Source organism: Devosia sp. (assembly GCF_039927955.1).
GTDB lineage: Bacteria > Pseudomonadota > Alphaproteobacteria > Rhizobiales > Devosiaceae > Devosia.
Window position 1 is genome coordinate 26,148 of record NZ_JBDSUA010000043.1, and the last position, 24,097, is coordinate 50,244.

Genomic DNA, 24,097 nt, shown 5'->3' on the forward strand with positions numbered 1-24,097 from the left:
CCTCTCACCGACACATTCTGGCGATCGATCCGCCCGGGAACACCCGTCCCATCCGGTACGCGCCGCAGTCCATTCGCTAACGAATCCCTAACCAAACTTTCCCAATCCCCGCTAAACCCGCTTTGGCGATGGACAGGAACAAAATACGAACATATAAGAACATAACCGAAACAAAGGACACGAACATGCTGATCTTCCTCAAGGACTTCGCTGCGTTCATTACCCTGTGCGCCTTCACAGTCGGCTCGCTGGCGTGGATGGACGGCGTCACGCGTCTGCTCTGACGCTTTATGTGGATTGATCGTCTGGGGCGGTTTGCGGATCGCCCCGAGCCTGTCACAAAGGCGGTCTAGGAAAGACCCATATGAGCGGCCCCGGCTTCATCCATCTGCACGTCCATTCTGCTTACTCGCTGCTCGAGGGCGCGATTCAGCTTGAAAAGATTCTGGAGCTGGCCAAGGCCGATCATCAGCCGGCGCTGGGCATATCCGATACCGGCAATCTGTTCGGGGCCCTGGAATTCTCCGAGAAAGCCGCCAAAAAGGGCATTCAGCCGCTGATTGGGGTAGAGTTCGCCATCGATTTTGCCGCCACCGAAGAGCGCACCAGCGAGCGCGGCAATCACAGCCATTCGGCCAAGAGCAGCGTCGTGCTGATGGCGCAGACCGAGACTGGTTTTGCCAACCTGTCGCGCCTGGTCAGTCGCGCCTATCTCGAAGGCGATGGGGGATTGGCGCGCGCGCGGCTCGATTGGCTGAGCCGCGACGGGCTCGATGGCATCATCTGCCTGACCGGCGGCCCGGAGGGGGCCATCGACACCTGTTTTGCTGCGGGGCAGGACGCCCACGCCATCAAGCGGCTCAATCTGCTGCGCGAAACCTTCGATGACCGGCTCTATGTCGAGATCCAGCGCCATGGCCGCCCGGTCGAAGCCAATGTGGAACCGCGCCTGGTCGACTATGCCTATCGGCAGGGCCTGCCGCTGGTGGCGACCAATGAGCCATTCTTCAAATCGGTCAAGGAATTCGAGGCGCATGACGCGCTGCTGGCGATCGCTGGCGGCACCGTGCTGGCCCAGACCGAACGGCGCAAACTCAACGACCAGTACTATTTCAAGACCCGCGCCGAAATGGTCGAACTGTTTGCCGATCTGCCTGAGGCGCTGGAGTCGACCGTCGAGATCGCCCAGCGCATCTCCTATCGCCCCCGCAGCCGCAGCCCGATCCTGCCCAAGTTCGCCGCAGCACCTGATCTGACCGATGACGAAGCCGTAGCCGTCGAAGCAGCCGCCTTGCGCAAGATGGCGGAGGAGGGGCTGGACGAGCGCCTGCGCACCGTCGGTGTTTCGCCAGGCAAGACCGAACAGGATTATCGCGACCGGCTGGAGTTCGAGCTGGGCATCATCCAGTCGATGAAATTTCCGGGCTACTTCCTGATCGTGGCCGATTTCATCCGCTGGGCCAAGGCGCAGGCTATTCCGGTTGGTCCGGGGCGCGGTTCGGGTGCGGGTTCGCTGGTGGCCTATGCCACCACCATCACCGACCTTGATCCGCTGCGTTACAACCTGCTGTTCGAGCGCATGCTCAATCCTGAACGCGTCTCGATGCCGGATTTCGACATCGACTTCTGCCAGGATCGGCGCGAAGAAGTCATTCAATACGTGCAGCGAAAATACGGCACCGAACAGGTGGCGCAGATCATCACCTTCGGAACGCTGCAGGCGCGCGCCGTGCTGCGCGACGTCGGGCGTGTGCTGCAAATGCCCTATGGTCAGGTCGATCGGATCTGCAAGCTGGTGCCGGCCAATCCAGCTGATCCGTGGTCGATCGAACGCACCATGAATGACGTGCCGGAGTTCCGCCGGATGGCGGAAGATGACGAAACGGTCGGCGAGTTGATTGCTATCGCCAGGAACCTTGAGGGGCTTTACCGCCACGCCTCGACCCATGCCGCCGGCATCATTATCGGCGACCGTCCCTTGCAGGATCTGGCGCCGCTGTATCGCGATCCGCGCTCGGACATGCCGGTCTGCCAGTACAATATGAAATGGTCGGAAGCGGCGGGGCTGGTGAAGTTCGACTTCCTCGGCCTCAAGACGCTGACCACCATCGATTATGCGGTCAAGATGATCAATCTTGATGGTGGCGACTTCCGCATCGAAGACATCCCGATCGATGATCTGCCCACCTACAAGCTTTATTCACAAGGCGACAGCTTCGGCGTGTTCCAGGTGGAAGGCGCCGGCATGCGCCGGGCTCTGGTTGACATGAAGCCTGACCGTTTCGAGGACATCATCGCGCTGGTGGCGCTCTATCGTCCCGGTCCGATGGACAATATTCCGTCCTTCTGCGCCCGCAAGCGTGGCGACGAAGAGATCGAATATCCGCACGACGCGCTCAAAGTTGTGCTCGACGAAACCTACGGCATCATCGTCTATCAGGAACAGGTGATGCAGATCGCCCAGTTGCTGTCCGGCTATTCGCTGGGCGAAGCCGACATGCTGCGGCGCGCCATGGGCAAGAAGATCAAGGCCGAAATGGATGCGCAGCGCGAGCGTTTCCGCGAAGGCGCCATGAAGTTCGGGCTCAAGCAAAGCCTGGCGGATACGATTTTCGACCTTTTGGCCAAGTTCGCCAATTACGGTTTCAACAAGAGCCATGCCGCGACCTACGCGCTGGTGTCGTACCAGACGGCCTATCTCAAGGCGCATTACCCGCACGAATTCCTTGCCGCTTCGATGACGCTCGACATGGGCAATACCGACAAGCTGGCCGAATTCCGCAGCGAAGCGAAAAAGCACAAGATCGAACTGGTGCCGCCCTGCGTCAACCGCTCGGCGGCGGTGTTCTCGGTCAAGGACAAGCGCATTCATTATGGCCTCTGCGCCGTCAAGGGCGTGGGCCGTCAGGTTGCCGAGCATATCGTGGAGGCGCGCGGCGATCACCCGTTCAAGGACCTCGGCGACTTCGCCCGCCGCGTCGATCCGCGTATCCTGTCCAAACGCACGCTGGAAACGCTGGCCAATGCCGGCGCCTTCGACGATATCGTGCCGCGCCGCGAACAGGCCTTTGCTGCCATCGAAACCGTCATGGGCACCGCCCAGGCCCTGAGCACCGAGCGCAATGCGGGGCAGGGCAATATGTTCGACTCCGCTGAGCCGGACGATATCAAGCTACCGCAGGGCGTTGCAGCCTGGAGCACCACGGAGCGCGCCGACCGCGAACTGTCGGCCATCGGCTTCCACCTGTCGGCGCACCCGCTCGATGCCTATTCCGAGGTGTTCGACAAGCTGCGGGTGCAGAAGTGGAATGATTTCGAGCGCGCGGTCAAAGACGGCGCCTCGGCTGGCCGGCTGGCCGGCACCATTTCCGGTCGGCAGGACCGCCGCACCCGCAAGGGTACGCCGATGATGATCCTGACGCTGTCGGATCAGAGCGGCAGTTACGAGTGCATCGCCTTCTCCGAGCAGATCAATGAATTCGGCGCCATGCTGACGGTGGGCAAATCGGTGATCCTGCATGTCGGCGCCGATGAGCGCCCCGACGGGGTGAGCGTGCGTCTGCTCGACGCCGAATTGATCGATGGCGCCGCCGAAAAGGTCGGTCGTCGGCTCACTGTATTTGCCGCCAGCGACAAATGCCTCGGCCCGATCCGCACCCAGCTCAAGCCCGGCGGCGAAGGCTCGGTGAGCTTTGTGGTCATCCGTGATGGCGGCGCCCGCGAATATGAAATCGAACTGCCGGGCCGCTTCCGGCTGACCAGCGAAATCGCCGGCGGCATCAAGGCGCTCGATGGCGTGACGGACGTTCGGCTGAACTGACGGGCGGGGGGCTTCCAATCGGCATTCTCATCAGGTTGCGCATCAACCGCAACAAATCCCCCTCCCATCACCCCATGCCATACTGCCCGCATCAGTCTTGCGGACGGCGTTGCAACGGCCAATGACAAGACGACTGCCGGGAGAGGAAAGGACCGTGCTTTCCTTGGGCGTATGGGCCATGAGCCGGGCAGCGCAAAGTCCGGCACTGCGCGCCATCGCCATAAATCCCGGCGTCCCGAGGCATACGGTGTCTCACTACTAAATTATCATCGGGACGCCATGCGCCTCGGGACCCGTCCACCATTCAACCCGCAGGGTCACCCCGTGCGGCCTGTCGGCACGGAACGGCGCACCCGCCGGTGACAGCAAGTCCCCGCCAACCCTTGCGTTCCCGTTCGACTTCCCCTATATCCGCGCCAGCGTTTGGCTGCGGTCAGCGCGATTTCACACACGAAGCAGGCCAGCCCAGCTGTCCATCCGGTGGCGGTTTACCGTCGCAAGGTTTCGTGGAGGCATCAACCGGTAAAGGAGCTGCCATCATGGCAATGCCCGATTTTTCTATGCGCCAATTGCTTGAAGCTGGCGTCCACTTTGGTCACCAGAAGCACCGTTGGAACCCCAAGATGGAGCGTTTCATCTTTGGCGTGCGCAACGACATTCACATTCTCGATCTGAGCCAGACCGTGCCGATGCTGAGCCGCGCTTTGCAGCTGGTGTCCGACACCGTTGCCGATGGCGGCCGCGTGCTGTTCGTTGGCACCAAGCGTCAGGCCGCTCCCCTGGTTGCCGAAGCTGCCCGTTCGTCGGCGCAGTACTTCGTCAACTCGCGTTGGCTCGGCGGCACGCTGACCAACTGGCAGACCATTTCGAACTCCATCGCTCGTTTGCGGACGCTGGAATCGATGGGTGCTGAAGGCCTCGAAGGCCGCACCAAGAAGGAACGCCTGATGATGAGCCGCGAGCAGGAACGCCTTGAGCGTGACCTGGGCGGCATCAAGGACATGGGCAACCTGCCGTCGCTGCTGTTCGTGATCGACACGAACAAGGAAGCCAATGCGATCAAGGAAGCCCGTCGTCTGGGCATTCCGGTCATCGCCATCGTCGACACCAATTGCGATCCCGACACCGTCGATTTCGCCATTCCCGGCAATGACGACGCTTCGCGCGCCCTCGAGCTCTATGTGTCGCTGATCTCCAAGGCTGCGATCGACGGTATCGGCCGTTCGTCCTCGGCTCTCGGTGCTGATCTGGGCGCTTCCGAGCAGGCTCCGGTCGAGCCCACTCTGGCTGCTGAAGCCAACTAATCGGGTCTTCCCGGTTTCACATTTGATATGAACCATGCGGCCCCGTTTCGGGGTCGCCGAAAGGTGAATCATGGAAATCACTGCAGGTATGGTCAAGCAGCTCCGCGACTCGACCGGTGTCGGGATGATGGACTGCAAGAAGGCTCTGGCTGAAACCGCCGGCGACATGGAAGCAGCGGTCGATTGGCTGCGCACCCGTGGCCTCGCCAAGGCCGCCAAGAAGGCTGACCGCGTTGCTGCCGAAGGTCTGGTTGGCATCGCCTCGACCGGCAAGCTGGCCGCTGTCGTGGAAGTCAATTCCGAGACCGACTTCGTCGCCCGTAACGACCAGTTCCAGGCCATCGTTGCCAATGTTGCCAAGCTCGCGCTCGACAGCGACGGCGATGTGGTCAAGCTCGGCGAAATGCCGTTCCCCGGCTCGGGCCATTCGGTTTCGGCCGAATTGACGGAAGCCATCGCCAAGATCGGCGAAAACATGAACCTGCGCCGCGCCGCCGTTGTTTCGGTCAGCGATGGCGTCGTGGAAAGCTATGTCCACTCCGCGGTCAAGACCGGCCTGGGCAAGATCGGCATTCTCGTCGGTCTGGAATCGACCGGCGACAAGGCGGCTCTTTCGGCTCTCGGCAAGCAGCTGGCGATGCACATTGCAGCCACCAACCCGCTGTCGATCGATCCTGCGGACCTCGACCAGGCTGTTGTAGCGCGCGAGCGCGCCATCATTCTTGAGCAGGTCAAGGAATCGGGCAAGTCGGCCGAGATCGCTGAAAAGATGGTCGAAGGCCGGATGCGCAAGTACTACGAAGACGTCACGCTTCTGGCGCAGACTTTCGTGATCGATGGCGAGACCAAGGTTGGCGTCGCCATCAAGAACGCTGAAAAAGACGTCGGCGCGCCGATCAAGCTGACCGGGTTCGTGCGCTTCGCGCTCGGCGAAGGCATTGAAAAGACCGTCACCGATTTCGCGGCCGAAGTCGCCGCCACGTCGGGCGTCAAGCAGTAAGCCATTGAGGCGGGCCGCGAGGTCCGCCTTTCCTCTGTTGAGGATAGAGCTGAAAATGCTCAAACGGACACCTGTTCAGGGTCGTTCCGGTTTCCACTTTCGCGGCAAATGCTTTACGGTCGCGCTGGCGTCGCCGGATTCGGCGCCCCATCCATTTCAGCTAGGGGCTTGCCGATGGCAAATGCGTACAAACGGATTTTGCTCAAAGTCTCGGGCGAAGCCCTGTCTGGCGACCAAAGCTTTGGTATTCAGCCCGAATTTCTGGCCGGTGTGGCCGAGCAGATCGCCGAAGTAGCGCGCTCGGGCGTGCAGGTCGCCATTGTCACCGGTGGCGGCAATATCTTCCGTGGCATGGCTGTCGCAGCCAATGGCGGTGACCGTGTCACCGCTGACATGATGGGCACGCTTGGCACGGTCATCAACGCACTCGCGCTTTCGGGAGCCCTGGTCACCCGCGGCATCAAATCCAAGGTGTTCAGCGCCACGACCATGCCGTCAGTGGCTGATACATACACCGCTCGCGCCGCCAAGGCAGCGCTCGAAGATGGTTATGTCGTCGTGCTCGGTGGCGGCATCGGCAACCCGTTTTTCACCACCGATACCGCAGCGGCGTTGCGCGCGATCGAGCTGGAATGTGACATCGTGCTCAAGGGCACCAATGTCGATGGCGTCTATTCGGCCGATCCGAAGAAGGACCCCAAGGCGACCCGCTACGAACAAATCAGCCATGAGGACGTGATTTCGCAGAATTTGCGGGTCATGGATACGGCGGCGTTTGCCCTTGCCCGCGACAATAACATGCCGATAATTGTATATTCGCTCGACGACAAAGAAGGTCTGTCGGGCGTGCTTGCCGGTCGTGTGCGCAGCACTCGCGTCGGCAACCCGCGTAAATAGAAGGACTAACGTTATGGCTGTTGCCTATAACCTCACCGAGCTCAAAGGCCGCATGGCCAAGTCCATCGAGTCGCTGCATGGCGAACTGGCCGGTCTGCGCACCGGTCGTGCCAGCCCCAGCCTGCTGGAGCCAGTGATGGTGGAAGCCTATGGCTCGCGCATGCCGCTGAACCAGGTTGCCACCGTAACCGTGCCGGAACCCCGTATGCTCAGCGTCCAGGTCTGGGACCGCTCGATGTCCAACGCCGTCGAGAAGGCCATCCGCGATAGCGGCCTGGGTTTGAACCCGATGGGCGAGGGGCAGGTGATCCGCGTACCGCTGCCGGAACTCAATTCCGAGCGCCGCCGCGAACTAGCCAAGGTTGCCCATAACTATGCCGAGCAGGCGCGGGTAGCCGTGCGTCATATCCGCCGTGATGGCATGGATCTGCTCAAGAAGGCCGAAAAAGACGGCGACATGGCGCAGGACGACAGCCGCGTTCAGGGCGATCTGGTGCAAAAGGCCACTGACACCGCCGTGCAGGAAATCGATACCTTACTGGCGCTCAAAGAGCAGGAAATCCTGCAGGTCTAGGCCTTAGTTCTGCTGCGCTGGGAGGGCGTGGATGTCGATGGACCCTGCAGTCACTGCCGCAAACGCACCGGGCGCCGCCCTGCGTATTCCAGTTCACCTCGGGGTGATCATGGACGGCAATGGTCGCTGGGCCAAGGCGCGCGGCAAGTTGCGCACCGAGGGTCACATCGAGGGCGTCAAGGCGCTGCGCAATGTCGTCGAGCTGTGCATCAATTATGGCATCGCCAACCTCACTGTGTTCAGCTTTTCCTCGGAAAACTGGACGCGGCCAAAGGACGAGATCGCCTTTATCTTTAACCTGCTGCGCCGGTTTGTTGCATCGGACCTGCAACGGCTGATCCGCAACAATGTGAAGGTGCGCATCATCGGCTCCCGCACCGGGCTCGAAGCCTCGCTGATCCGCCTGATCGATGATGTCGAGGCCAAGACGGCGGCCAATACCGGACTGACGCTGATTGTCGCGTTCAACTATGGCGCCAAGGCGGAGATCACCGACGCCACCCGCCAGATCGCTCGCGCCGTCGCCGCCGGCACCTTGTCGCCCGACGACATCACCGAGGCAACCATCGAGCGCGAACTCTACACGGCGGGCCTGCCGGACCCCGATCTGATCATCCGCACCAGTGGCGAGCAGCGGATTTCCAATTTCCTGCTGTGGCAGGCGGCCTATGCCGAATTTGTTTTCGTTGATGAGAATTGGCCCGACTTTGACGAGGCCAGCTTCGTTCGGGTCCTGCAGACCTATACGCGGCGCGACCGCCGCTTTGGTGGCGTCGAGGCGCGTAAACCTTGACCGCACCGGGCGAACCCAACACCGAGTCACCTGCGGCCAGTCGCAATCTCTGGAAGGATCTGCGGCCCCGCTTGTTGTCGGCAGCGGTGTTGATCGCCTTTACCGCCTTTGCGCTCTACATCGGCAGCTATGTTTTCGCCGCCGCCGTTGGCGCGGTGTTCGCCGGTGCCTACCGCGAATGGGAAACCATGGTGACGCGCGCGCCGCTTAAGCCGATCGGCATGGTGTTGATTGGGTTGGTAGCCGTTTCGGCACTGGCGTTTCCAGCCTTTGGCGTCATCGGCTCCGCTGTCGTCATCGTGCTGGCCTGTGGCGTGGCCGTGGCATTTGGCGGGGATGGCGTCTGGTGGCGCGCTGCCGGCGTTATCTATTTCGGTCTGGTAATTGTTGCGGCCCTGGCGATGCGCGGCACCGACACCTCGGGCATCCTGGCCGGTGTGTTTCTCAGCACCGTGATCTGGATGACCGATTCGGCGGCGTTCTTTACCGGCCGGCAGATCGGCGGCGAAAAACTGGCGCCGGAGATTTCGCCATCCAAGACCTGGTCGGGCGCCTTGGGCGGACTGGCCTTGGGCTCGGTTTCAGGCTTGATCGTGTGGCTGGTCATCAATGACTCGCCGTGGTGGATTGGCCTCGTTTTGTCTATTTCCATCAGCATTCTAGGTCAGGTCGGGGACCTTTGCGAAAGCGCCATCAAACGGCATTTTCGCGTCAAGGACAGCGGCGATATCATCCCCGGTCATGGCGGGCTGATGGACCGGCTGGATAGCCTCACATTCGGCGTCTTGTTCGTTCTTATGCTAGGCTCGCTCCACGCCGGCTTTGGCGCCGTCGCGCAGGGCCTGCTTCATTGGTAATGCCGCTGCCCTGAAGGGCGCGAAGGGATTTTCATGCTCGGTTTCGTCCCCTGGATCTTGTCGTATGCCGTCCCGTTCCTGGTGGTGCTGACCGTCATCGTTTTCGTTCATGAAATGGGCCACTACCTGGTCGCCCGCTGGAACGGCATCGCCATCCAGACCTTCTCACTCGGTTTCGGGCCGGAACTGTTCGGCTGGAACGACAAGCATGGTACACGCTGGCGCCTGTCGGCCGTTCCGCTGGGCGGCTATGTGCGCTTCCTCGGCGATATGAACGCCGCAAGCGTCCCTGATGCCGAGGCGATCGAAGCCATCGATCCGGCATTGCAACCACGATTGTTCGTCAACAAGAACGTCTGGCAACGTATTTCTGTGGTGTTGGCTGGCCCAGTCGCCAACGTTATCCTGACCTTCGTCATCCTCTATGTGCTGCTGCTCGGCTATGGCCGCTACACTATTCCCCCGGTGATCGGCGCCGTTGTGGCGCAATCGGTCGCGGAACAGGCTGGCTTTGTCGCTGGCGACCGCATCGTTTCGGTAGACGGTTATGAAGTTCGTGGGTTCGAGGATTTCCAGCGCTTCGTGGCGACCAGCCCCGCGCGACCGGTAACGGTAGTGTTGGACCGGGCAGGGGCCGAGAAAACCCTTTCGGTGGTGCCTGAAGCCATCGACACCAAGGATCAATTCGGCAATCCGCAGCGCATTGGCCGTATTGGCGTCAGTCGCGATGTCAGCAATACCGATGTGACGCTTTACCGGCCCGGCCCGATCGAGGCCTTCGGCATGACGTTTGAAGAAATCCATTTCATCGTCAACCGCACCGGAGCATTCCTGGGTGACTTCTTCGTCGGCCGGGGCGATGTCGAGCAATTGGGCGGGCCGGTCAAGGTTGCCAAGGTCTCCGGCGAGGTCGCTACTCTCGGCATCGTCGCGCTGATCAACCTCACCGCGCTGCTGTCGCTCAATATCGGAATTTTCAATCTTTTACCGATACCAATGCTCGACGGTGGTCACCTGGCCTATTACCTCGTCGAGGCGGTCAGGGGGCGTCCTCTCAGTCAGCGCGTGCAGGAAATCGGTTTCCGACTCGGCTTTGCGCTGGTTCTGGCTCTGATGGTTTTCACGCTGTTCAACGACACTTTGTTCGCCTATCTGCGCGGCACTGGTAAGGGTTGATTAACCTTTGTTCGTGATGTGTTGCACGAATACACAGCCGCCAATCATTTGCTAACCGCGTGGCGGCTTCCGCCTTGCCCTTGGTTAAAAATACAGTAAAACGGTTCAATGGAGTTAGCTTGGGGGAGCGCTGTGCATGGCGATTCCCCGGGCAGGTCGCAGAAGGCAATAAAAGTTATGATTGATCCCACCAAGTTGATGCGCGGCGCTATTCTCGCGCTCGCAATCCTGGGCGCCGCTCCTCTCGCTGGTACAGCGGTTCCTCTGGTTGGTGTGCAAGTCACCCAGGCAGCGGAACAGCTGGTTTCATCGGTTCTGTTCGATGGCAACCATCGCTTCACCGATGCGCAGCTCATCAAAATGGTGGACCTGTCTTCTTCGGGCATTTTCACGCAGCAGCGTCTGCAGGCAGACACCGAAAGCATCCGTCAGGCCTATGATGCGGATGGCTTTACCAAGGTGACCGTCACGGCCAGGACCGAACCCGTTGACGATGGTCGCGTCCGCGTCACCTTCGTGGTTGACGAAGGCAAGCGCGCTGGCATCGCTGCAATTAATTTCACCGGCAATAATGCAATCGGTGCCGGCTCGCTGAAAAGCGCCATCAGCACCAAGGAAAGCGGCTTCCTGAGCTGGTTGCTCAAGGACGATACCTATGACGAGCAGAAAATTGCCGTCGATCGCGAGCGCATCCGGCTGTATTACGCCAATCGCGGCTTCCCCGACACGCAGGTGACCTCGGTTGGTCAGTACGACGAAGCCAAGAACGCCTATTTCATCAATTTCACGGTGAACGAAGGCGAGAAGTATGAATTTGGCACTGTCGGCATTGAAACCAGCATTGATGGCCTGAATGCAGACGGCCTGAAGGGCTCGATCCGCACCGGCCAGAACCAGCGCTATTCGGTCAGCGATCTGCAGAAGTCGGTCGAGGGCATGTCCTACGATGCCACGACGCAGGGTTACTCCTTCGCCGACGTGCGTGCTCGTCTGGATCGCGATGCTACCAACCACAAGTTCAACATCACTTATCTCGTCGATGAAGGCCCGCGCGTTTATGTCGAGCGGATCAACATCACCGGCAATACCAAGACCCGCGACTTCGTGATCCGTCGTGAGCTGTCTTTCGCCGAAGGCGACCCCTTCAACCGTTCCATGGTTGTGCGTGGCCGGACTGCCATCCAGAACCTGGGCTATTTCTCGGCTGTCGACATCACCACCGAACAGGGTTCGTCGTCGGACAAGATCGTGCTCAACATTGCCGTGACCGAACAGTCGACCGGCGATTACGGTGCGACCGCAGGCTACTCGACCACCGAAGGTGTGCTGGGCGAAATCTCGCTGACTGAACGCAACTTCCTTGGTCGTGGTCAGTATCTGCGTGCAGCTATCGGCGCCTCGCAATCGGGCCGCACCTTTGACTTCTCGTTCACCGAACCTCGCTTTGCGGGTCTGAAAGTGTCTGCTGGCGTCGATGCCTATCATCGCATCAGCGACGAGACCTCGTCGGGCTTCTATGGCAGCACCGCCACCGGTGGCCAGCTGCGCATGGGCTTGCCGATCACACGTGACCTGTCGGCAACCGTATTTGCTGGCGGTGAGCACAAGACCATCGTCGACAAGGACGCGCCGAAGTCGACGCTGCAGGTCGATGGCAAGGTTTATAACAAGGCCTTCGCTGGTTACACTCTGACTTGGAACACGCTTGACGATACCAAAAAGCCGACCGAAGGCCTCTATGCGACCTTTACTCAGCAATATGTCGGGTGGGACTTCAGCTATGTGAAGTCGGAAGCCAAGGCACGCTACTTTGTGCCCGTGATGGAAGACAGTGGCGTTATTGCCAGCATCAAGGGCCAGGTTGGCGTCATCAACGACCTGAGCGGCAACGGGGTAAACTCGGCTGAGGCGTTCAATCCCGGCTCCCAGCTTATCCGTGGGTTTGAGGGTCGTGGTCTTGGGCCGCGTCTGACCACTGGCGAATATCTTGGTTCGACGATGTATGCTGGCGTCTCCGCTGAAATCCAGTTCCCGATCCCGGTTCTGCCGGAAAGCTATGGCCTGACCGGTGCGATCTGGGCCGATGCGGCCTGGGTTGACGGTCTGCCAAGCTTTGGTGCCAATACCATCGATGCGGGCAGCACCAACACTCAGTTGCGGACATCGATCGGCGCTTCGATCATCTGGGACTCGCCGTTTGGGCCGCTGCGTGGCGACTTCGCTCACGTGCTCAACAAGGCTACGTCCGACCGGACGCAGGTGTTCCAGCTCACGATCCAGACCTTGCTCTAGGGCAGTCTGCGTGCCACAGTTCATGGAGCCGCGGGGCGGTAGCGCCGCGGCTCTTGCTTTTATTAAGTGACATTATGGTCGATACCCGCTTTCACCGCTTTTCCGGACCGGCCACATTAGGCGCTATTCTTTCAGCCATTGGCCAATCGGCTCTGGTCGAGGGTCTTGCAGGGGCCAGCCATATTGTTGATGGCGCCACCGAGATTGATCTGGCTGGGCCAAGTCATGTCGTGCTGGCCGCCAATGCAAAATATGCCGATCACCTACGTGATAGCCATGCCGGCGTAGCAATCATTCTGCCGTCGCTGCGCGATGCGGTGCCGGCTGGCACCATCGCGGTGGAAGTGGCGCGGCCGCACGAAGTGTTCGCCGATATTCTGGATTACCTCTATCCGTCCAACACCAGATCCATTCTGGCTGCATCCAGTGCAGCGGTCCATGCGCCGGTGCTGGAAGAAGGCGTGCTGATTGGCCCGGGAGTGGTGATCGGCGCGGACGTGGAAATCGGCCGCGGCACCATCATCGGCGCCAATACGGTTATCGGCACCGGTGTCACCATTGGTCGCAATTGCACCATTGCCGCCAATACCACGATCGACTGCGCCCACCTTGGCAACGACGTGGTAATCCATTCCGGCGTCCGGATTGGAACTGAAGGCTTTGGCTGGCTCGATTTCGGTCGTACCAACCGCAAGGTGCCGCAGCTTGGTCGTGTCATCGTCCAGGACCGCGTGGAAATTGGGGCCAATTCGACCATCGACCGCGGCGCCTTGGGCGACACGGTGATCGGCGAAGGCACCAAGATCGATAACCTGGTCCAGATCGGCCACAATTGCCGGATTGGCCGTAACTGCCTGATTGCGGCGATGTCGGGCCTGTCAGGGTCGACAATACTCGGCGAAGGCGTGCTAATGGGTGGTAATGTTGGCACATCGGGCCACATGACCATCGGCGCCGGTTCGGTGGTTCATGGCCGCGCGGCAGTGACCAAAGACTGGCCTGCGGGCTCGAATTTGATTGGGGCGCCAGCTCAGGACCTTAAAGTGTTCTGGCGCGAAATGGCGACGATGCGGAAATTGTTAAAGGGGGCCAAGGGGCAATGAACGAAATCTCGACTGGGAGCACCGAGCTCACTGCGATGAATATTGCCGAAATCCTCAAGGCCTTGCCCCATCGCTACCCCATGCTGATGATCGACCGGATCATCAAGATCAATGGCGATGAAACCGCCGTCGGCATCAAGAACGTCACGTTCAATGAGCCGATTTTCCAGGGCCATTTTCCCGATAATCCGATTTTCCCCGGCGTGTTGATCATCGAAGGCATGGCGCAGACGGCTGGTGCCATCGTCATCAAGCACGATGCCGGAAGCGGCAAGAAAAACATCGTGCTGATGCTGGGCGTCGATAAGGCCAAGTTCCGTAAACCGGCGGGGCCCGGCGACACCATCGAATTCCATATTTCCAAGATTCAGCGCCGCCGCAATGTCGGGCGCTACGAGGCCAAGGCCATCGTTGACGGCAACATCATCGCCGAAGCCGAAATCACCGCGATGATCGTCGAGGCTCCGCTGTGAGCCAACCAAATATCCACCCGACGGCGATTGTCGGGCCACGGACCAAACTCGGCGCTGGCGTCAAGATCGGCCCGTTCTGCATCGTCGGCGACGATGTCATCCTGCATGACGGTGTAGAGCTGATCTCGCATGTCTCTATCGATGGCCACACCGAGTTGGGTGCCGGCACGCGGGTTTTTCCATTCGCATCGATCGGTCATCAGCCGCAGGATCTGAAATATGCGGGCGAAGCATCGCGCCTCGTCATCGGCGAGCGTTGCGTCATCCGTGAAGCCGTGACCATCAATCCGGGCACGCAGGGCGGCGGCATGCTGACCCAGATCGGCAATGACTGCCTGGTGATGGCCAACGCCCACGTCGCCCATGATTGCATCATCGGCAACAATGTCATCATGGCCAACTATGTCGGCATCGCCGGCCACTGCGTCATTGGCGACAATGTCATTTTTGGTGGCATCTGCGTGGTCCACCAGTTCACCCGCATCGGCTCGCATGCCTTTATCGGCGCGCAATCGATGATCGATGCCGATGTGATCCCCTACGGCATGGCGCTCGGTAATCGCGCCAGCCTCGCCGGGCTAAATCTGGTCGGCCTGAAGCGCCGCAAGTTTGACCGTGAAGCGATCCATCGTCTGCGCGCCGCCTATCGGCTGATCTTTGCCAGCGAAGGCACATTGCGCGAGCGCGTCGAGGATGCGTCGGAGCTGTTCAAGAACGACGCCCTGGTCCAGGACGTGGTGGCCTTTATTGCGGCAGCATCTGACCGGCCGATCATGACGCCCCGAAACGGGACCAGCGCCGAATAACACGGAGCCCCGCCATGGCCGGCAGGCTATCGATTTTCGCCGGCACGGGAGGCCTGGTGCCTCATGCAGTGGCAGCGGCCAAGGCCGCCGGCTACAAGGTGCAGGTGTTGGCGCTGAGCCCTCGCCCAGACCTGACTGACGTCAAGGTCATCACTGCCGATCTTGCCAACCCGCTCGGCATCATCTGGTCGCTGAAGATTTTTCGCACCACCCATATTGTCATGGCCGGCGCCATTCACCTGCCAGACAAGGCGCGTGAGGGACTGATCCGCTTTGCCAATGGCGGCGAGACACCGGCACAAGCCGCCGCAACCTCGGTCGGAGACGCCACATTGGCGGCGCTTGGTTCGGTACTCAAGAAAATGACCGGCGCCGATCTGGTTGGTGTCCATGAAATCGCGCCGGACCTGCTGGCGGAGCAGGGAACCGTTGGCGGCCCCGCCGTCCCCCATGGGCTGGACGGCTCGATTGCTTTCGCGCTGCAAACCGCGCAGGCGATCGGCGCACTTGATATCGGCCAGGCGGCCGTCGTTTTGGGTAGACGGGTGATTGCGGTTGAGGATATCGGCGGCACCGATGCGCTGATTGCCCGCGTCGGTGAACTGGTTCGCGCCGGGCTCACCGGCGATGGCTCCGGCCCGCTGATCCTGGCCAAAGCGGTCAAGCCACAGCAACCGCTGTTTGCGGATCTGCCTGCCATCGGGCCGGACACCGTCAGCAACTGCGCCAGGGCCGGCATCGGCATTATCGCCGTTGAAGCCGGGCGTAGTCTGGTGATCGAGCGAGAACGCCTCGTCGTGCTCGCCGCCCAGCTTGGCATTGCCGTTCATGGCGCGGTCCTCGGCAATGGCTGAGCCGTTGAAGCTATTCGTGGTTGCCGGTGAGCCATCCGGCGATCGCATCGGCGCGGACCTGATCGCCCAACTACAGCGGCGCGTCCCGCTGGCCTTTGCCGGCGTGGGTGGCGACGAACTGGTCGGGCAGGGGCTGAAGTCACTGTTTCCGATGAACGATCTGGCGGTGATGGGCATTACCGATGTGCTGATGCGCCTGCCGCTGTTGCTCTGGCGCATCGAGCAGACCGCGCGCGCCATTGCCCATGCCCAACCCGATATCGTGGTACTGATCGACGCGCAGGACTTTTCCAAGCGCGTTGCCAAACGGGCCCGGCGAATGGGCTATCGTGGTGCCATGCTGCTTTATGTGGCCCCCACTGTGTGGGCCCGGCGTCCGGACCGCGCCGCCAAGCTCAAACCGTTGTTTGATGAAGTGCTGGCAGTATTGCCGTTCGAGCCGGAAGCCATGCAGCGTCTTGGTGGCCCGCCAACCTGCTATGTCGGTCATCCGGCACTCGGTGAGGTCAGCCTGCCGTCGGCACCCGTCGAAAGCGGGCTGATCGCGTTGCTGCCAGGGAGCCGGGACGGAGAACTGCGGCGTCACCTGCCATTGATGCGCGAACTGGCGGCGGCGCTGATCAGCGAGCCTAACGTAACCGGCTTCTTCATGCCGACATTGCCTGGCCTGTCAGAACGGCTGCAACGCGAAACGGCGTCCTGGCCGGTGCCGGTGCAGATTGCTGCCAACCGCGACGATCGCAAGGAACTCTATGGTCAGTCGCTGCTGGCGATCAGTGTTGCTGGCACGGCGACGCTGGAGCTTGCACTGGCCGGCGTTCCGACCATTCTGACCTACGTTATGGATGGCCCGCAGGCCCGGACGTTCGACAAGCTGGGTCGTCCGCAAGTCGGCCTCGCCAATATTATCAGCGGTCGGCAGGTTGTGCCGGAATTCGTCACTGCAACGCCCGACGTCGCAGCGGTGACCGCCGAGGCAAAATCTCTGGTTCAAAACAAACAAGCCCGCCAGGACCAGATCACGGCCTTTGGCGAGCTTGTGAAGGTAATGCAGACCGGCACAGCTGATGCGCCCCGACAGAACCCGGCCGACCGGGTGCTGTCGCATTGGCGTAAGGCTTAGCGCGAAGCCAGGCTTTCATAATCGCGAGCGGGCGAACCCTTGTAGAGCTGGCGGGGACGGCCGATCTTCTTTTGCGGATCGCCGATCATTTCCTTCCACTGCGCAATCCAGCCAACGGTACGGGCCATGGCGAACAGCACGGTGAACATCGAGGTCGGGAAGCCGACGGCCTCCAGGATGATGCCGGAGTAAAAGTCTACGTTCGGGTACAGCTTGCGATCGATAAAGTACTGGTCTTCGAGCGCGATCTTTTCCAGTTCCTGCGCAACCTGCAGGATCGGGTTGTTCTCGACGCCGAGCAGGCCGAGCACTTCCTTGGCTGTCGCCTGCATCACCGTCGCGCGCGGGTCGAAGTTCTTGTACACGCGGTGACCAAAACCCATCAGCTTGAAGCTGTCATTCTTGTCCTTGGCGCGCGCCACAAATTCCGGAATGCGGTCAACCGTGCCGATTTCCTTGAGCATGTTGAGCGCTGCTTCATTGGCGCCGCCATGAGCTGGGCCCCAGAGGCAGGCGACGCCGGCAGCGATACAGGCAAACGGATTGGCATCGGACGAACCGGCCAGCCGCACGGTCGAGGTCGACGCGTTCTGTTCGTGATCGGCATGCAGCGTGAAAATCAGATCCATCGCCTTGGCGATGATCGGATTGACCACATATTCCTCGGCCGGAACCGAGAAGCACATGCGCAGGAAATTGCTCGAATAATCCAGATCGTTGCGCGGGTACACGAATGGCTGACCGACCGAATATTTGTAGGCCATCGCTGCAATGGTCGGCATCTTGGCGATCATGCGGATCGAGGCGATCTCGCGCTGGCGCGGATCGGAAATGTCGGTGGAGTCATGGTAGAACGCGGCCATCGCGCCGACCACGCCGGTCATGATCGCCATCGGATGCGCGTCGCGACGGAAACCGCGGTAGAAATAGTGCATCTGCTCATGCACCATGGTGTGGTGGATCACCACCTCTTCAAATTCCTTGAGCTGCTCGGCATTGGGGAGTTCGCCGTACAGCAGCAGGTAGCAGACTTCGATATAGGAGCTTTTGGCAGCCAGCTGATCGATCGGATAACCGCGATACAGCAGTTCGCCCTTGTCGCCATCGATATAGGTGATCGAGCTGTCGCAGGCTGCAGTTGAGGTGAAGCCGGGGTCGTAGGTGAACAAGCCGGTCTTGGCATACAGCGATCGGATATCGATCACATCCGGGCCGATCGAACCTTCAAGAACGGGAAACTCATAAGTGTTTTCCCCGATGACGAGTTTGGCGACTTTATCGGTCATTCAGCTCTCCTCGATGGCCCGCAGCCCGCCGAACAGGATGGTGCGAAAGGCGGGGCCAGCAAATTGGTTCAGGCGTATTCCTATCCTCTGGCGTAGCAGTTTTGGTCCGACCCAGGCAACTGATGGGTAAGCATGGCTTACCCTCAATCGGGCAATACTAAGCGCGGGCCTGGTCTGCTAGCCGATCCAGGCTAGCGTCCTTTCCTATCAGCACCATGACTTCGAAAATGCCCGGCGACACGGTGCGCCCGGTCAGCGCAGCGCGCAAGGGCTGCGCCAGCTTTCCCAACTTCAGGCCTTTGGCTTCAGCAAGCGTCCGCATGGCAGCATCGATGGCCGGAACGCTCCAGTCATTGAGCCCGCGCAGCAGGTCCAGCATCTCTGCCAGCACCGCTCGCGACTCATCGGTGAGCAGCGCCGAGGCCGCCGCATCGATGGTCAGCGGTCGGACGGCATAGATGAATTGAGCCAGGTCGATCAGCTCCAGGATGGTCTTGGCACGCGGCTGCAATTCGGGCAGGGCGGCCAGCACGGTATCCTTGTTGGCAGTCAGGCCATCGAGATCGACGGCGCGGCCGACTTCCTTGGCGGTCGCAATCATCACGCCATACAGATAGTCCGGCTTGGCCTCGCGGATATAGTGGCCGTTGATGTTCTCGAGCTTGACGAAATCGAACCGCGCCGCGCCCTTGTTGAGGGCTTCCAGGCTGAACCATTCGACCATCTGCTCGGTCGAAAAGATTTCATCGTCATTGTGGCTCCAGCCGAGGCGAGCCAGATAATTCCGCAGTGCTTCGGGCAGATAACCCATCTCGCGATAGGCGTTGACGCCCAGTGCGCCGTGGCGCTTGGACAGTTTGGCGCCATCGGCGCCGTGGATCAGCGGGATGTGGGTCATCTCCGGCACGGTCCAGCCCATCGCGTTGTAAATAATGATCTGGCGGGCGGCATTGGTCAGGTGGTCATCACCGCGAATGATGTGCGTGACGCCCATATCATGGTCGTCCACCACCACCGCGTGCATATAGGTCGGGGTGCCGTCCGACCGCAGGATGATGAAATCATCCAGGTTCTCGGTCTTGAACACCACCTTGCCCTGCACGTGGTCATTGACCACGATCTCGCCGCTCAGCGGCGCCTTGATGCGGACCACCGGAGCAACACCGACTGGCGCTTCAGACGGGTCGCGGTCGCGCCAGTAGCCATTGTAGCGCGGTGGCTTGCCGGCAGCGCGAGCCTCTTCGCGCATCTGGGTCAGTTCTTCAGGCGAACAATAGCATTTATAGGCATGGCCCATCGCCACCAGTTCGTCGGCGACCTCGGCATGGCGCGCCGCACGGCCGAACTGCAGCGTCGGCTCACCGTCCCACTGCAGGCCCAGCCAGCTCAGGCCATCATAAATCGCCTGGATGGCCGGTTCGGTGGAGCGTTCGCGGTCGGTATCTTCGATGCGCAGCAGCATCTTGCCGCCGGTATGGCGCGCATAGGCCCAGTTGAACAGTGCAGTACGGGCGCTGCCGATGTGCAGATAACCAGTGGGAGACGGAGCAAAACGAGTGACGACCTGAGACATGAAGACCGGAACGGTTGGACGAGTTTGAAAGCCGTGTGTACCATAGAAGGCCATGAGCGCAAGGGCGGGGGCGCCGGTTGCAGGGGGCTGACACCATCGAGGCGGAACGGCAGGACGCGGGGGTGATTGCCCGCGTCGCGCCTCGTCGTCCCACGGCGCGCCTGCCGCAGATGGACACGGCCAGGCCGATCCGCCGCGGCTTTGACCTGCCGCGCCAAATTGTTCGGGCGTTCGAGCATCGCCGGGTAATCGTACTGGTTCCGTTCGGGATGATCGCCGGGTTGGTGGTCTACGCCGCGCTGCCCACCGAGCCCGAAACCTGGGCGCTGATCGCTATAGCGATTGTGCTGGCTACGGGTCTTGCCCTGTCGACACGCCACCTCGTACGAACCCGTTCACTAACTTTGCTCAGCGCGACCTGTCTCGGCTTTTGCCTGCTGCCGATTCATGCCGCCCTGTTTGGCACGCCCATGCTCGCTTACCCGGTTTACGGCGAGTTTGACGCGACGGTCGATGAAATTCTCTCCGCGAGTCCGACTGAGCAGCGCATTATTGTCTCAAACCTGATCCCGGCCGATCCGGAGCAAACGGTGCCGATCAAGCGGGCCCGGCTATTTCTAAAGCCAACGCCGCCATTGGCGCCCGGCGACCATATCCATGCCAGCCTGCGGCTGGCGCCTGTCGCCGGTCCGGTCATCCCCGGTGGTTTCGACAGCCAGTTTCATGCCTATTTCGAAGGTGTCGGCGCCTATGGCAACGTCACCGGCGCTCTGACGGTGACGACCGCCGATACCAGTTTCAATCCCACCCGCTGGATCGACACCCTGCGTCGCGACATCGGCCGCCGCATCGATATGGTGCTCAAAGGCGATCCTGCGTCCATCGGCTGGGCCATGGTGGTGGGGGACCAGAGCACCATCACCGACAAAACGCGGGACGTCATGGCGGCCTCCGGGCTGGCACATATCTATTCGATCTCGGGCCTGCACATGTCCCTTGTGGCCGGCGGCATGTTTGCGCTGCTGCGCCTGCTGTTGGCCTCGATTTATGGGGTCGCGCTTGCCCTGCCAGTCAAGAAGATCGCGGCGGGCGGCGGCATCATTACTGTCGCCGGATATTTGCTGTTGGCCGGCGGCATCGCCAACGTTCCGGCGCTGCGCTCGACGCTGATGCTGGGACTGGTGTTTGGTGCGGTGCTGGCCGGTCGGCGGGCGCTGACCATGCGCAATGTCGCCCTGGCGGCCATTGCCATCATCCTGATCGATCCGGCCAGCATCTTCCGCGCCAGCTTCCAGTTGTCCTTTGCTGCCGTTGTCGGATTGATCGGCGTCTATGAAGCACCCCGCAGGAAACTGACGGGGAAGCGCGGCTTTATTGGCCACACCATCAATGTGCTCTGGACCACCGCTTTGACTAGCCTCATCGCCGGTTCGGCGACACTGCTGTTCTCGGCCTATCACTTCCAGCAAACGGCGCCGCTCGGGGTGCTGGGCAATCTGCTGGCATTGCCGGTAGTCAGTCTGGTCATCATGCCCGCCGCCATGTTGGCGCTGCTGGTGATGCCACTCGGGCTGGACGGGGTGTTTCTCACCGTCATGGGCTGGGGCATCGAACGGATGCTCGATGTGGCGCGGCTCGTCGCCGGTTGGAGCGCGGGTCTCGACAGCAACCCGCTGCTGACCACCACGGCGTTGATGATTGGGCTGTCGGCGCTGGCCTGGTTTGCCTTCCTCGAAGGTCGCTGGCGCTATGCTGCACCCATCTTGGCTATTCCCGCCGTGCTGCTGTTCGGCTTTGATCCAAGGCCCGACATTCTGGTGGCCGACACCACTCAGGCGGTCGCGGTCCGCACCGCAGACGGCATGGGGCTACTCGGCGGCAAAGTAGGCAGTTTTGCCGTCGAAGTATGGGGCGATCAATTTCAGCAGGTAATTGCCCCAACGCTGGATGGCGCTGGCTGCGATAGCTCCGGCTGCGTCTATCAGGCCGAGGGGTTTTCCATGTCGCTGGTTAAAACGCCGGATGCCTTTGCCGAGGATTGCGCGCGCAACGATCTGGTCGTGACCAAGCTCTACGCGCCGACGTTCTGTGCCACCCAAACCACGGTGATCGATGCCGGCACGTTGGCGCGGGGCGGTGTCCAATGGCTGCGCTGGGATGAGGGACGGCGGGCGTTCGAAATTCGCGCTGCCATCCCCAATTTGACTAGACCTTGGCGAGTGACGCCACGGTGACGCCGGCCGCCGGAATTTCGGCATCACCCACCACATAGCCGGTTTCGTCGGCCGCCTTGGTCAGCGTGGCGGCTGTGGCGCTATAGTTGAAGTAGACCCGGAAGCCATCGCGGACGCGGCATCGTACGCCGGCTGGCAGAGCCAGTATCGGTGTGTTGGCCTCGGCGATGAGATAATCCACCACACGCTGCATCAGCGCCCTGTCGCCGCTGGCGGCAAGGTAGAACAGCTTGCCCTGCGACAGCAGCACCGGGAAGTTTTCCTCGTCTTCCATGACCACTTCGGCGCGGGTATCGACGCGCTCGCGCCACAGATGCACCGCGCCGCCGTCTTTCACCAGCACACCATGGCGTGGATCGGTGCTGTCGACGCGCGACACCTTGAGGTCGAGCATGTTTGCGGGCAGGTCCGGCGCCAGCGTGGCCGGAATGGCAAAGTTCTGCGTCTTCGATCCGCTACGCGGCCCGATCAGCAAATGGCCATCAAACTCGGCAATGGTAGCGCGCAGATCATCGTTCCAGGCGAACAGCGCTGGGATGGCGACGATATCGTACCCGGCAAAACTCTTCGTGCTGGGCGGCAGAATATCGATATCGATGCCACGCTTGCGGAAGGCGGCGTAAATCGCCTTGACGTGCGCGTAGTGCGTAAAGCCCTGCGACTGCGGCTGGATCTGCCAGGCCCATTCGCTCTGATAGTCATAAACGATTGCCACCCGACCCTTGGCGGTGGTGCCACCGATGCCGGTGCTTTTCAGCTCCTGCGCCACTTGCACCGCTTCGGCATAGGCCGGCGCCGGTTCGCTATCAGGCCGCAACAGGCCGGCATGCATCTGCTCCTGCGCAAACGGCGCTTGCCGCCAGCGGAAGTAGGACACCACCTCCGCCCCATGCGCGAACGCCTCCCAGGCCCACAGCCTTGCCATGCCGGGCAGCGGATCGGGATTGTGATGCGCCCAGTTCACCGGGCCGGGCTGCTGTTCCATCACCCACCAGCGGCCGTGGCCCACGGCGCGGTAGAGATCGTGGTGCAGGCCCTGATAGTCCGGATCGCCCTGACGCAGGAACTGCGCCTTCATCTCATCCGATTCTGGCCCCTGATACAGATGGCCGAGCGGGTAGGCATCCCAACTGGCGATATCGAGCTTTTGGCCGACGTCGTAGTGGTCGAACTCGCTGAACCGACCCATGAAATTGTGGATCACCGGGAGGTCAGGACGCGCGGCCTTGAGGATATCGACCTGCAAGCCATTGAAGGCCACCACCTGATCCGACGAATAGCGGCGGAAATCCATGCTATGCGCGGGCGCGGCTTCGGTCACCATCAGGTTAGGCAGGCCGATCTGCTCGAAAGTGTTGTATTCCATCGACCAGAATACATTGCCCCACGCCTCGTTGAGCGCATCCACGGTATGATACTTGTTCTCGAGCCAGCCGCGGAATCCCGCGGTCGCGGCCGGCGAATAGGAATACGTCGTGCCATGGCAGCCATATTCGTTGTCGGTCTGCCAGCCAGCAAGGGCAGGGTGCTGCCCAATGGCGTCGGCCAGCAGCTTGACGAAACGCGCGCACTCTTCGCGATAGCCCAGATGCGAAAAGTCGTAGTGCCGCCGCGAGCCAAAACCCTTTTGCCGGCCCTGCGCGTCGACCGCCAGCATGTCGGGATGCTTGTCGATCATCCAGCGCGGCGGCGTAGCTGTGGGCGTGCCGAAAATCACCTTGAGCCCATGGCTGCCCAACACGTCCATGGCGCGGATCAGCCAGTCGAAAGTCAGGTTGCCCGGCGTCGGCTCCAGCTTGGACCAGGCAAATTCGCCGATGCGCACGAATGTGATGCCCACTTCGGCCATCCGCCGCGCATCGCCGTCCCACCACGCCTCGGGCCAGTGTTCGGGGTAGTAGCAGACGCCAAGAGTGGGGTTCATCAACAGGC

At 61.1% G+C, this 24,097-nt stretch carries 18 protein-coding genes; 15 read left to right on the top strand and 3 right to left on the bottom strand.

Annotated elements, in window-relative coordinates:
• Positions 1–364: 364 nt before the first annotated feature.
• The 14 genes from dnaE to ABIT12_RS11720 all read left to right on the top strand — a co-directional run bounded on the left by dnaE (position 365) and on the right by ABIT12_RS11720 (position 17,072).
• The gene (dnaE, locus tag ABIT12_RS11655; RefSeq protein ID WP_348043681.1) at positions 365–3,820 is read left to right on the top strand and encodes a DNA polymerase III subunit alpha; all 3,456 of its coding nucleotides are present in this window, start codon (positions 365–367) and stop codon (positions 3,818–3,820) included.
• A 539-nt stretch (positions 3,821–4,359) separates the two neighbouring features.
• Positions 4,360–5,124, top strand: coding sequence for a 30S ribosomal protein S2 (rpsB, locus tag ABIT12_RS11660; protein ID WP_348043683.1), 765 nt, complete (start codon positions 4,360–4,362; stop codon positions 5,122–5,124).
• A gap of 67 nt (positions 5,125–5,191) precedes the next feature.
• Entirely contained in the window at positions 5,192–6,124 is a 933-nt protein-coding gene (tsf, locus tag ABIT12_RS11665; protein WP_348043741.1) for a translation elongation factor Ts, read from the top strand.
• Positions 6,125–6,298: 174 nt separating this feature from the next.
• On the top strand, positions 6,299–7,021 hold the full coding sequence (gene pyrH, locus ABIT12_RS11670; protein WP_348043685.1) for a UMP kinase: 723 nt from the start codon (positions 6,299–6,301) through the stop codon (positions 7,019–7,021).
• A 13-nt stretch (positions 7,022–7,034) separates the two neighbouring features.
• Entirely contained in the window at positions 7,035–7,595 is a 561-nt protein-coding gene (gene frr / locus ABIT12_RS11675) for a ribosome recycling factor (protein WP_348043687.1), read from the top strand.
• Positions 7,596–7,626: 31 nt separating this feature from the next.
• Positions 7,627–8,388, top strand: coding sequence for an isoprenyl transferase (locus ABIT12_RS11680; protein WP_348043689.1), 762 nt, complete (start codon positions 7,627–7,629; stop codon positions 8,386–8,388).
• Entirely contained in the window at positions 8,385–9,245 is an 861-nt protein-coding gene (locus tag ABIT12_RS11685) for a phosphatidate cytidylyltransferase (RefSeq protein WP_348043691.1), read from the top strand. Before ABIT12_RS11680 ends, ABIT12_RS11685 begins: the two co-directional genes overlap by 4 nt.
• 33 nt (positions 9,246–9,278) lie before the next feature.
• On the top strand, positions 9,279–10,421 hold the full coding sequence (rseP, locus tag ABIT12_RS11690; RefSeq protein WP_348043693.1) for an RIP metalloprotease RseP: 1,143 nt from the start codon (positions 9,279–9,281) through the stop codon (positions 10,419–10,421).
• Positions 10,422–10,598: 177 nt separating this feature from the next.
• Positions 10,599–12,713, top strand: coding sequence for an outer membrane protein assembly factor BamA (bamA, locus tag ABIT12_RS11695; protein WP_348043695.1), 2,115 nt, complete (start codon positions 10,599–10,601; stop codon positions 12,711–12,713).
• Positions 12,714–12,787: 74 nt separating this feature from the next.
• On the top strand, positions 12,788–13,816 hold the full coding sequence (gene lpxD / locus ABIT12_RS11700; protein WP_348043697.1) for a UDP-3-O-(3-hydroxymyristoyl)glucosamine N-acyltransferase: 1,029 nt from the start codon (positions 12,788–12,790) through the stop codon (positions 13,814–13,816).
• Entirely contained in the window at positions 13,813–14,289 is a 477-nt protein-coding gene (gene fabZ / locus ABIT12_RS11705) for a 3-hydroxyacyl-ACP dehydratase FabZ (RefSeq protein ID WP_348043699.1), read from the top strand. The genes lpxD and fabZ overlap by 4 nt, the downstream gene beginning before the upstream one ends.
• Positions 14,286–15,095 carry an acyl-ACP--UDP-N-acetylglucosamine O-acyltransferase gene (gene lpxA, locus ABIT12_RS11710; protein ID WP_348043701.1) on the top strand — a complete coding sequence of 270 codons (810 nt, stop codon included), beginning with the start codon at positions 14,286–14,288 and terminating at the stop codon, positions 15,093–15,095. The genes fabZ and lpxA overlap by 4 nt, the downstream gene beginning before the upstream one ends.
• A 14-nt stretch (positions 15,096–15,109) precedes the next feature.
• Positions 15,110–15,949 (top strand): UDP-2,3-diacylglucosamine diphosphatase LpxI domain-containing protein, encoded by an 840-nt coding sequence (gene lpxI, locus ABIT12_RS11715; RefSeq protein ID WP_348043703.1) that lies wholly within the window; start codon positions 15,110–15,112, stop codon positions 15,947–15,949.
• A complete protein-coding gene (locus tag ABIT12_RS11720; protein WP_348043705.1) occupies positions 15,942–17,072 on the top strand; it encodes a lipid-A-disaccharide synthase in 1,131 nt (376 codons plus the stop codon). Before lpxI ends, ABIT12_RS11720 begins: the two co-directional genes overlap by 8 nt.
• Here ABIT12_RS11720 and gltA read toward each other — a convergent pair.
• Positions 17,069–18,358 (bottom strand): citrate synthase, encoded by a 1,290-nt coding sequence (gltA, locus tag ABIT12_RS11725; RefSeq protein WP_348043707.1) that lies wholly within the window; start codon positions 18,356–18,358, stop codon positions 17,069–17,071. The genes ABIT12_RS11720 and gltA overlap by 4 nt on opposite strands.
• A gap of 157 nt (positions 18,359–18,515) precedes the next feature.
• Complete coding sequence (gene gltX, locus ABIT12_RS11730) at positions 18,516–19,931, bottom strand: glutamate--tRNA ligase (protein WP_348043709.1); 1,416 nt, start codon at positions 19,929–19,931, stop codon at positions 18,516–18,518.
• A gap of 77 nt (positions 19,932–20,008) precedes the next feature.
• Between gltX and ABIT12_RS11735 the strand changes: the two genes are divergently transcribed.
• Positions 20,009–22,165, top strand: coding sequence for a ComEC/Rec2 family competence protein (locus ABIT12_RS11735; RefSeq protein WP_348043711.1), 2,157 nt, complete (start codon positions 20,009–20,011; stop codon positions 22,163–22,165).
• On the opposite strand, the gene ABIT12_RS11740 is transcribed toward ABIT12_RS11735, so the two are convergent.
• Positions 22,137–24,089 (bottom strand): beta-galactosidase, encoded by a 1,953-nt coding sequence (locus ABIT12_RS11740; protein ID WP_348043713.1) that lies wholly within the window; start codon positions 24,087–24,089, stop codon positions 22,137–22,139. The genes ABIT12_RS11735 and ABIT12_RS11740 overlap by 29 nt on opposite strands.
• Positions 24,090–24,097 lie beyond the last annotated feature (8 nt).

Coding starts and splice junctions, on each gene's coding strand:
- dnaE (WP_348043681.1), top strand. CDS start 365: ATGAGCGGCCCCGGCTTCATCCATCTGCACGTCCATTCTGCTTACTCG.
- rpsB (WP_348043683.1), top strand. CDS start 4,360: ATGGCAATGCCCGATTTTTCTATGCGCCAATTGCTTGAAGCTGGCGTC.
- pyrH (WP_348043685.1), top strand. CDS start 6,299: ATGGCAAATGCGTACAAACGGATTTTGCTCAAAGTCTCGGGCGAAGCC.
- frr (WP_348043687.1), top strand. CDS start 7,035: ATGGCTGTTGCCTATAACCTCACCGAGCTCAAAGGCCGCATGGCCAAG.
- ABIT12_RS11680 (WP_348043689.1), top strand. CDS start 7,627: ATGTCGATGGACCCTGCAGTCACTGCCGCAAACGCACCGGGCGCCGCC.
- rseP (WP_348043693.1), top strand. CDS start 9,279: ATGCTCGGTTTCGTCCCCTGGATCTTGTCGTATGCCGTCCCGTTCCTG.
- bamA (WP_348043695.1), top strand. CDS start 10,599: ATGATTGATCCCACCAAGTTGATGCGCGGCGCTATTCTCGCGCTCGCA.
- lpxD (WP_348043697.1), top strand. CDS start 12,788: ATGGTCGATACCCGCTTTCACCGCTTTTCCGGACCGGCCACATTAGGC.
- fabZ (WP_348043699.1), top strand. CDS start 13,813: ATGAACGAAATCTCGACTGGGAGCACCGAGCTCACTGCGATGAATATT.
- lpxI (WP_348043703.1), top strand. CDS start 15,110: ATGGCCGGCAGGCTATCGATTTTCGCCGGCACGGGAGGCCTGGTGCCT.
- ABIT12_RS11720 (WP_348043705.1), top strand. CDS start 15,942: ATGGCTGAGCCGTTGAAGCTATTCGTGGTTGCCGGTGAGCCATCCGGC.
- gltA (WP_348043707.1), bottom strand. CDS start 18,358: ATGACCGATAAAGTCGCCAAACTCGTCATCGGGGAAAACACTTATGAG.
- gltX (WP_348043709.1), bottom strand. CDS start 19,931: ATGTCTCAGGTCGTCACTCGTTTTGCTCCGTCTCCCACTGGTTATCTG.
- ABIT12_RS11740 (WP_348043713.1), bottom strand. CDS start 24,089: ATGAACCCCACTCTTGGCGTCTGCTACTACCCCGAACACTGGCCCGAG.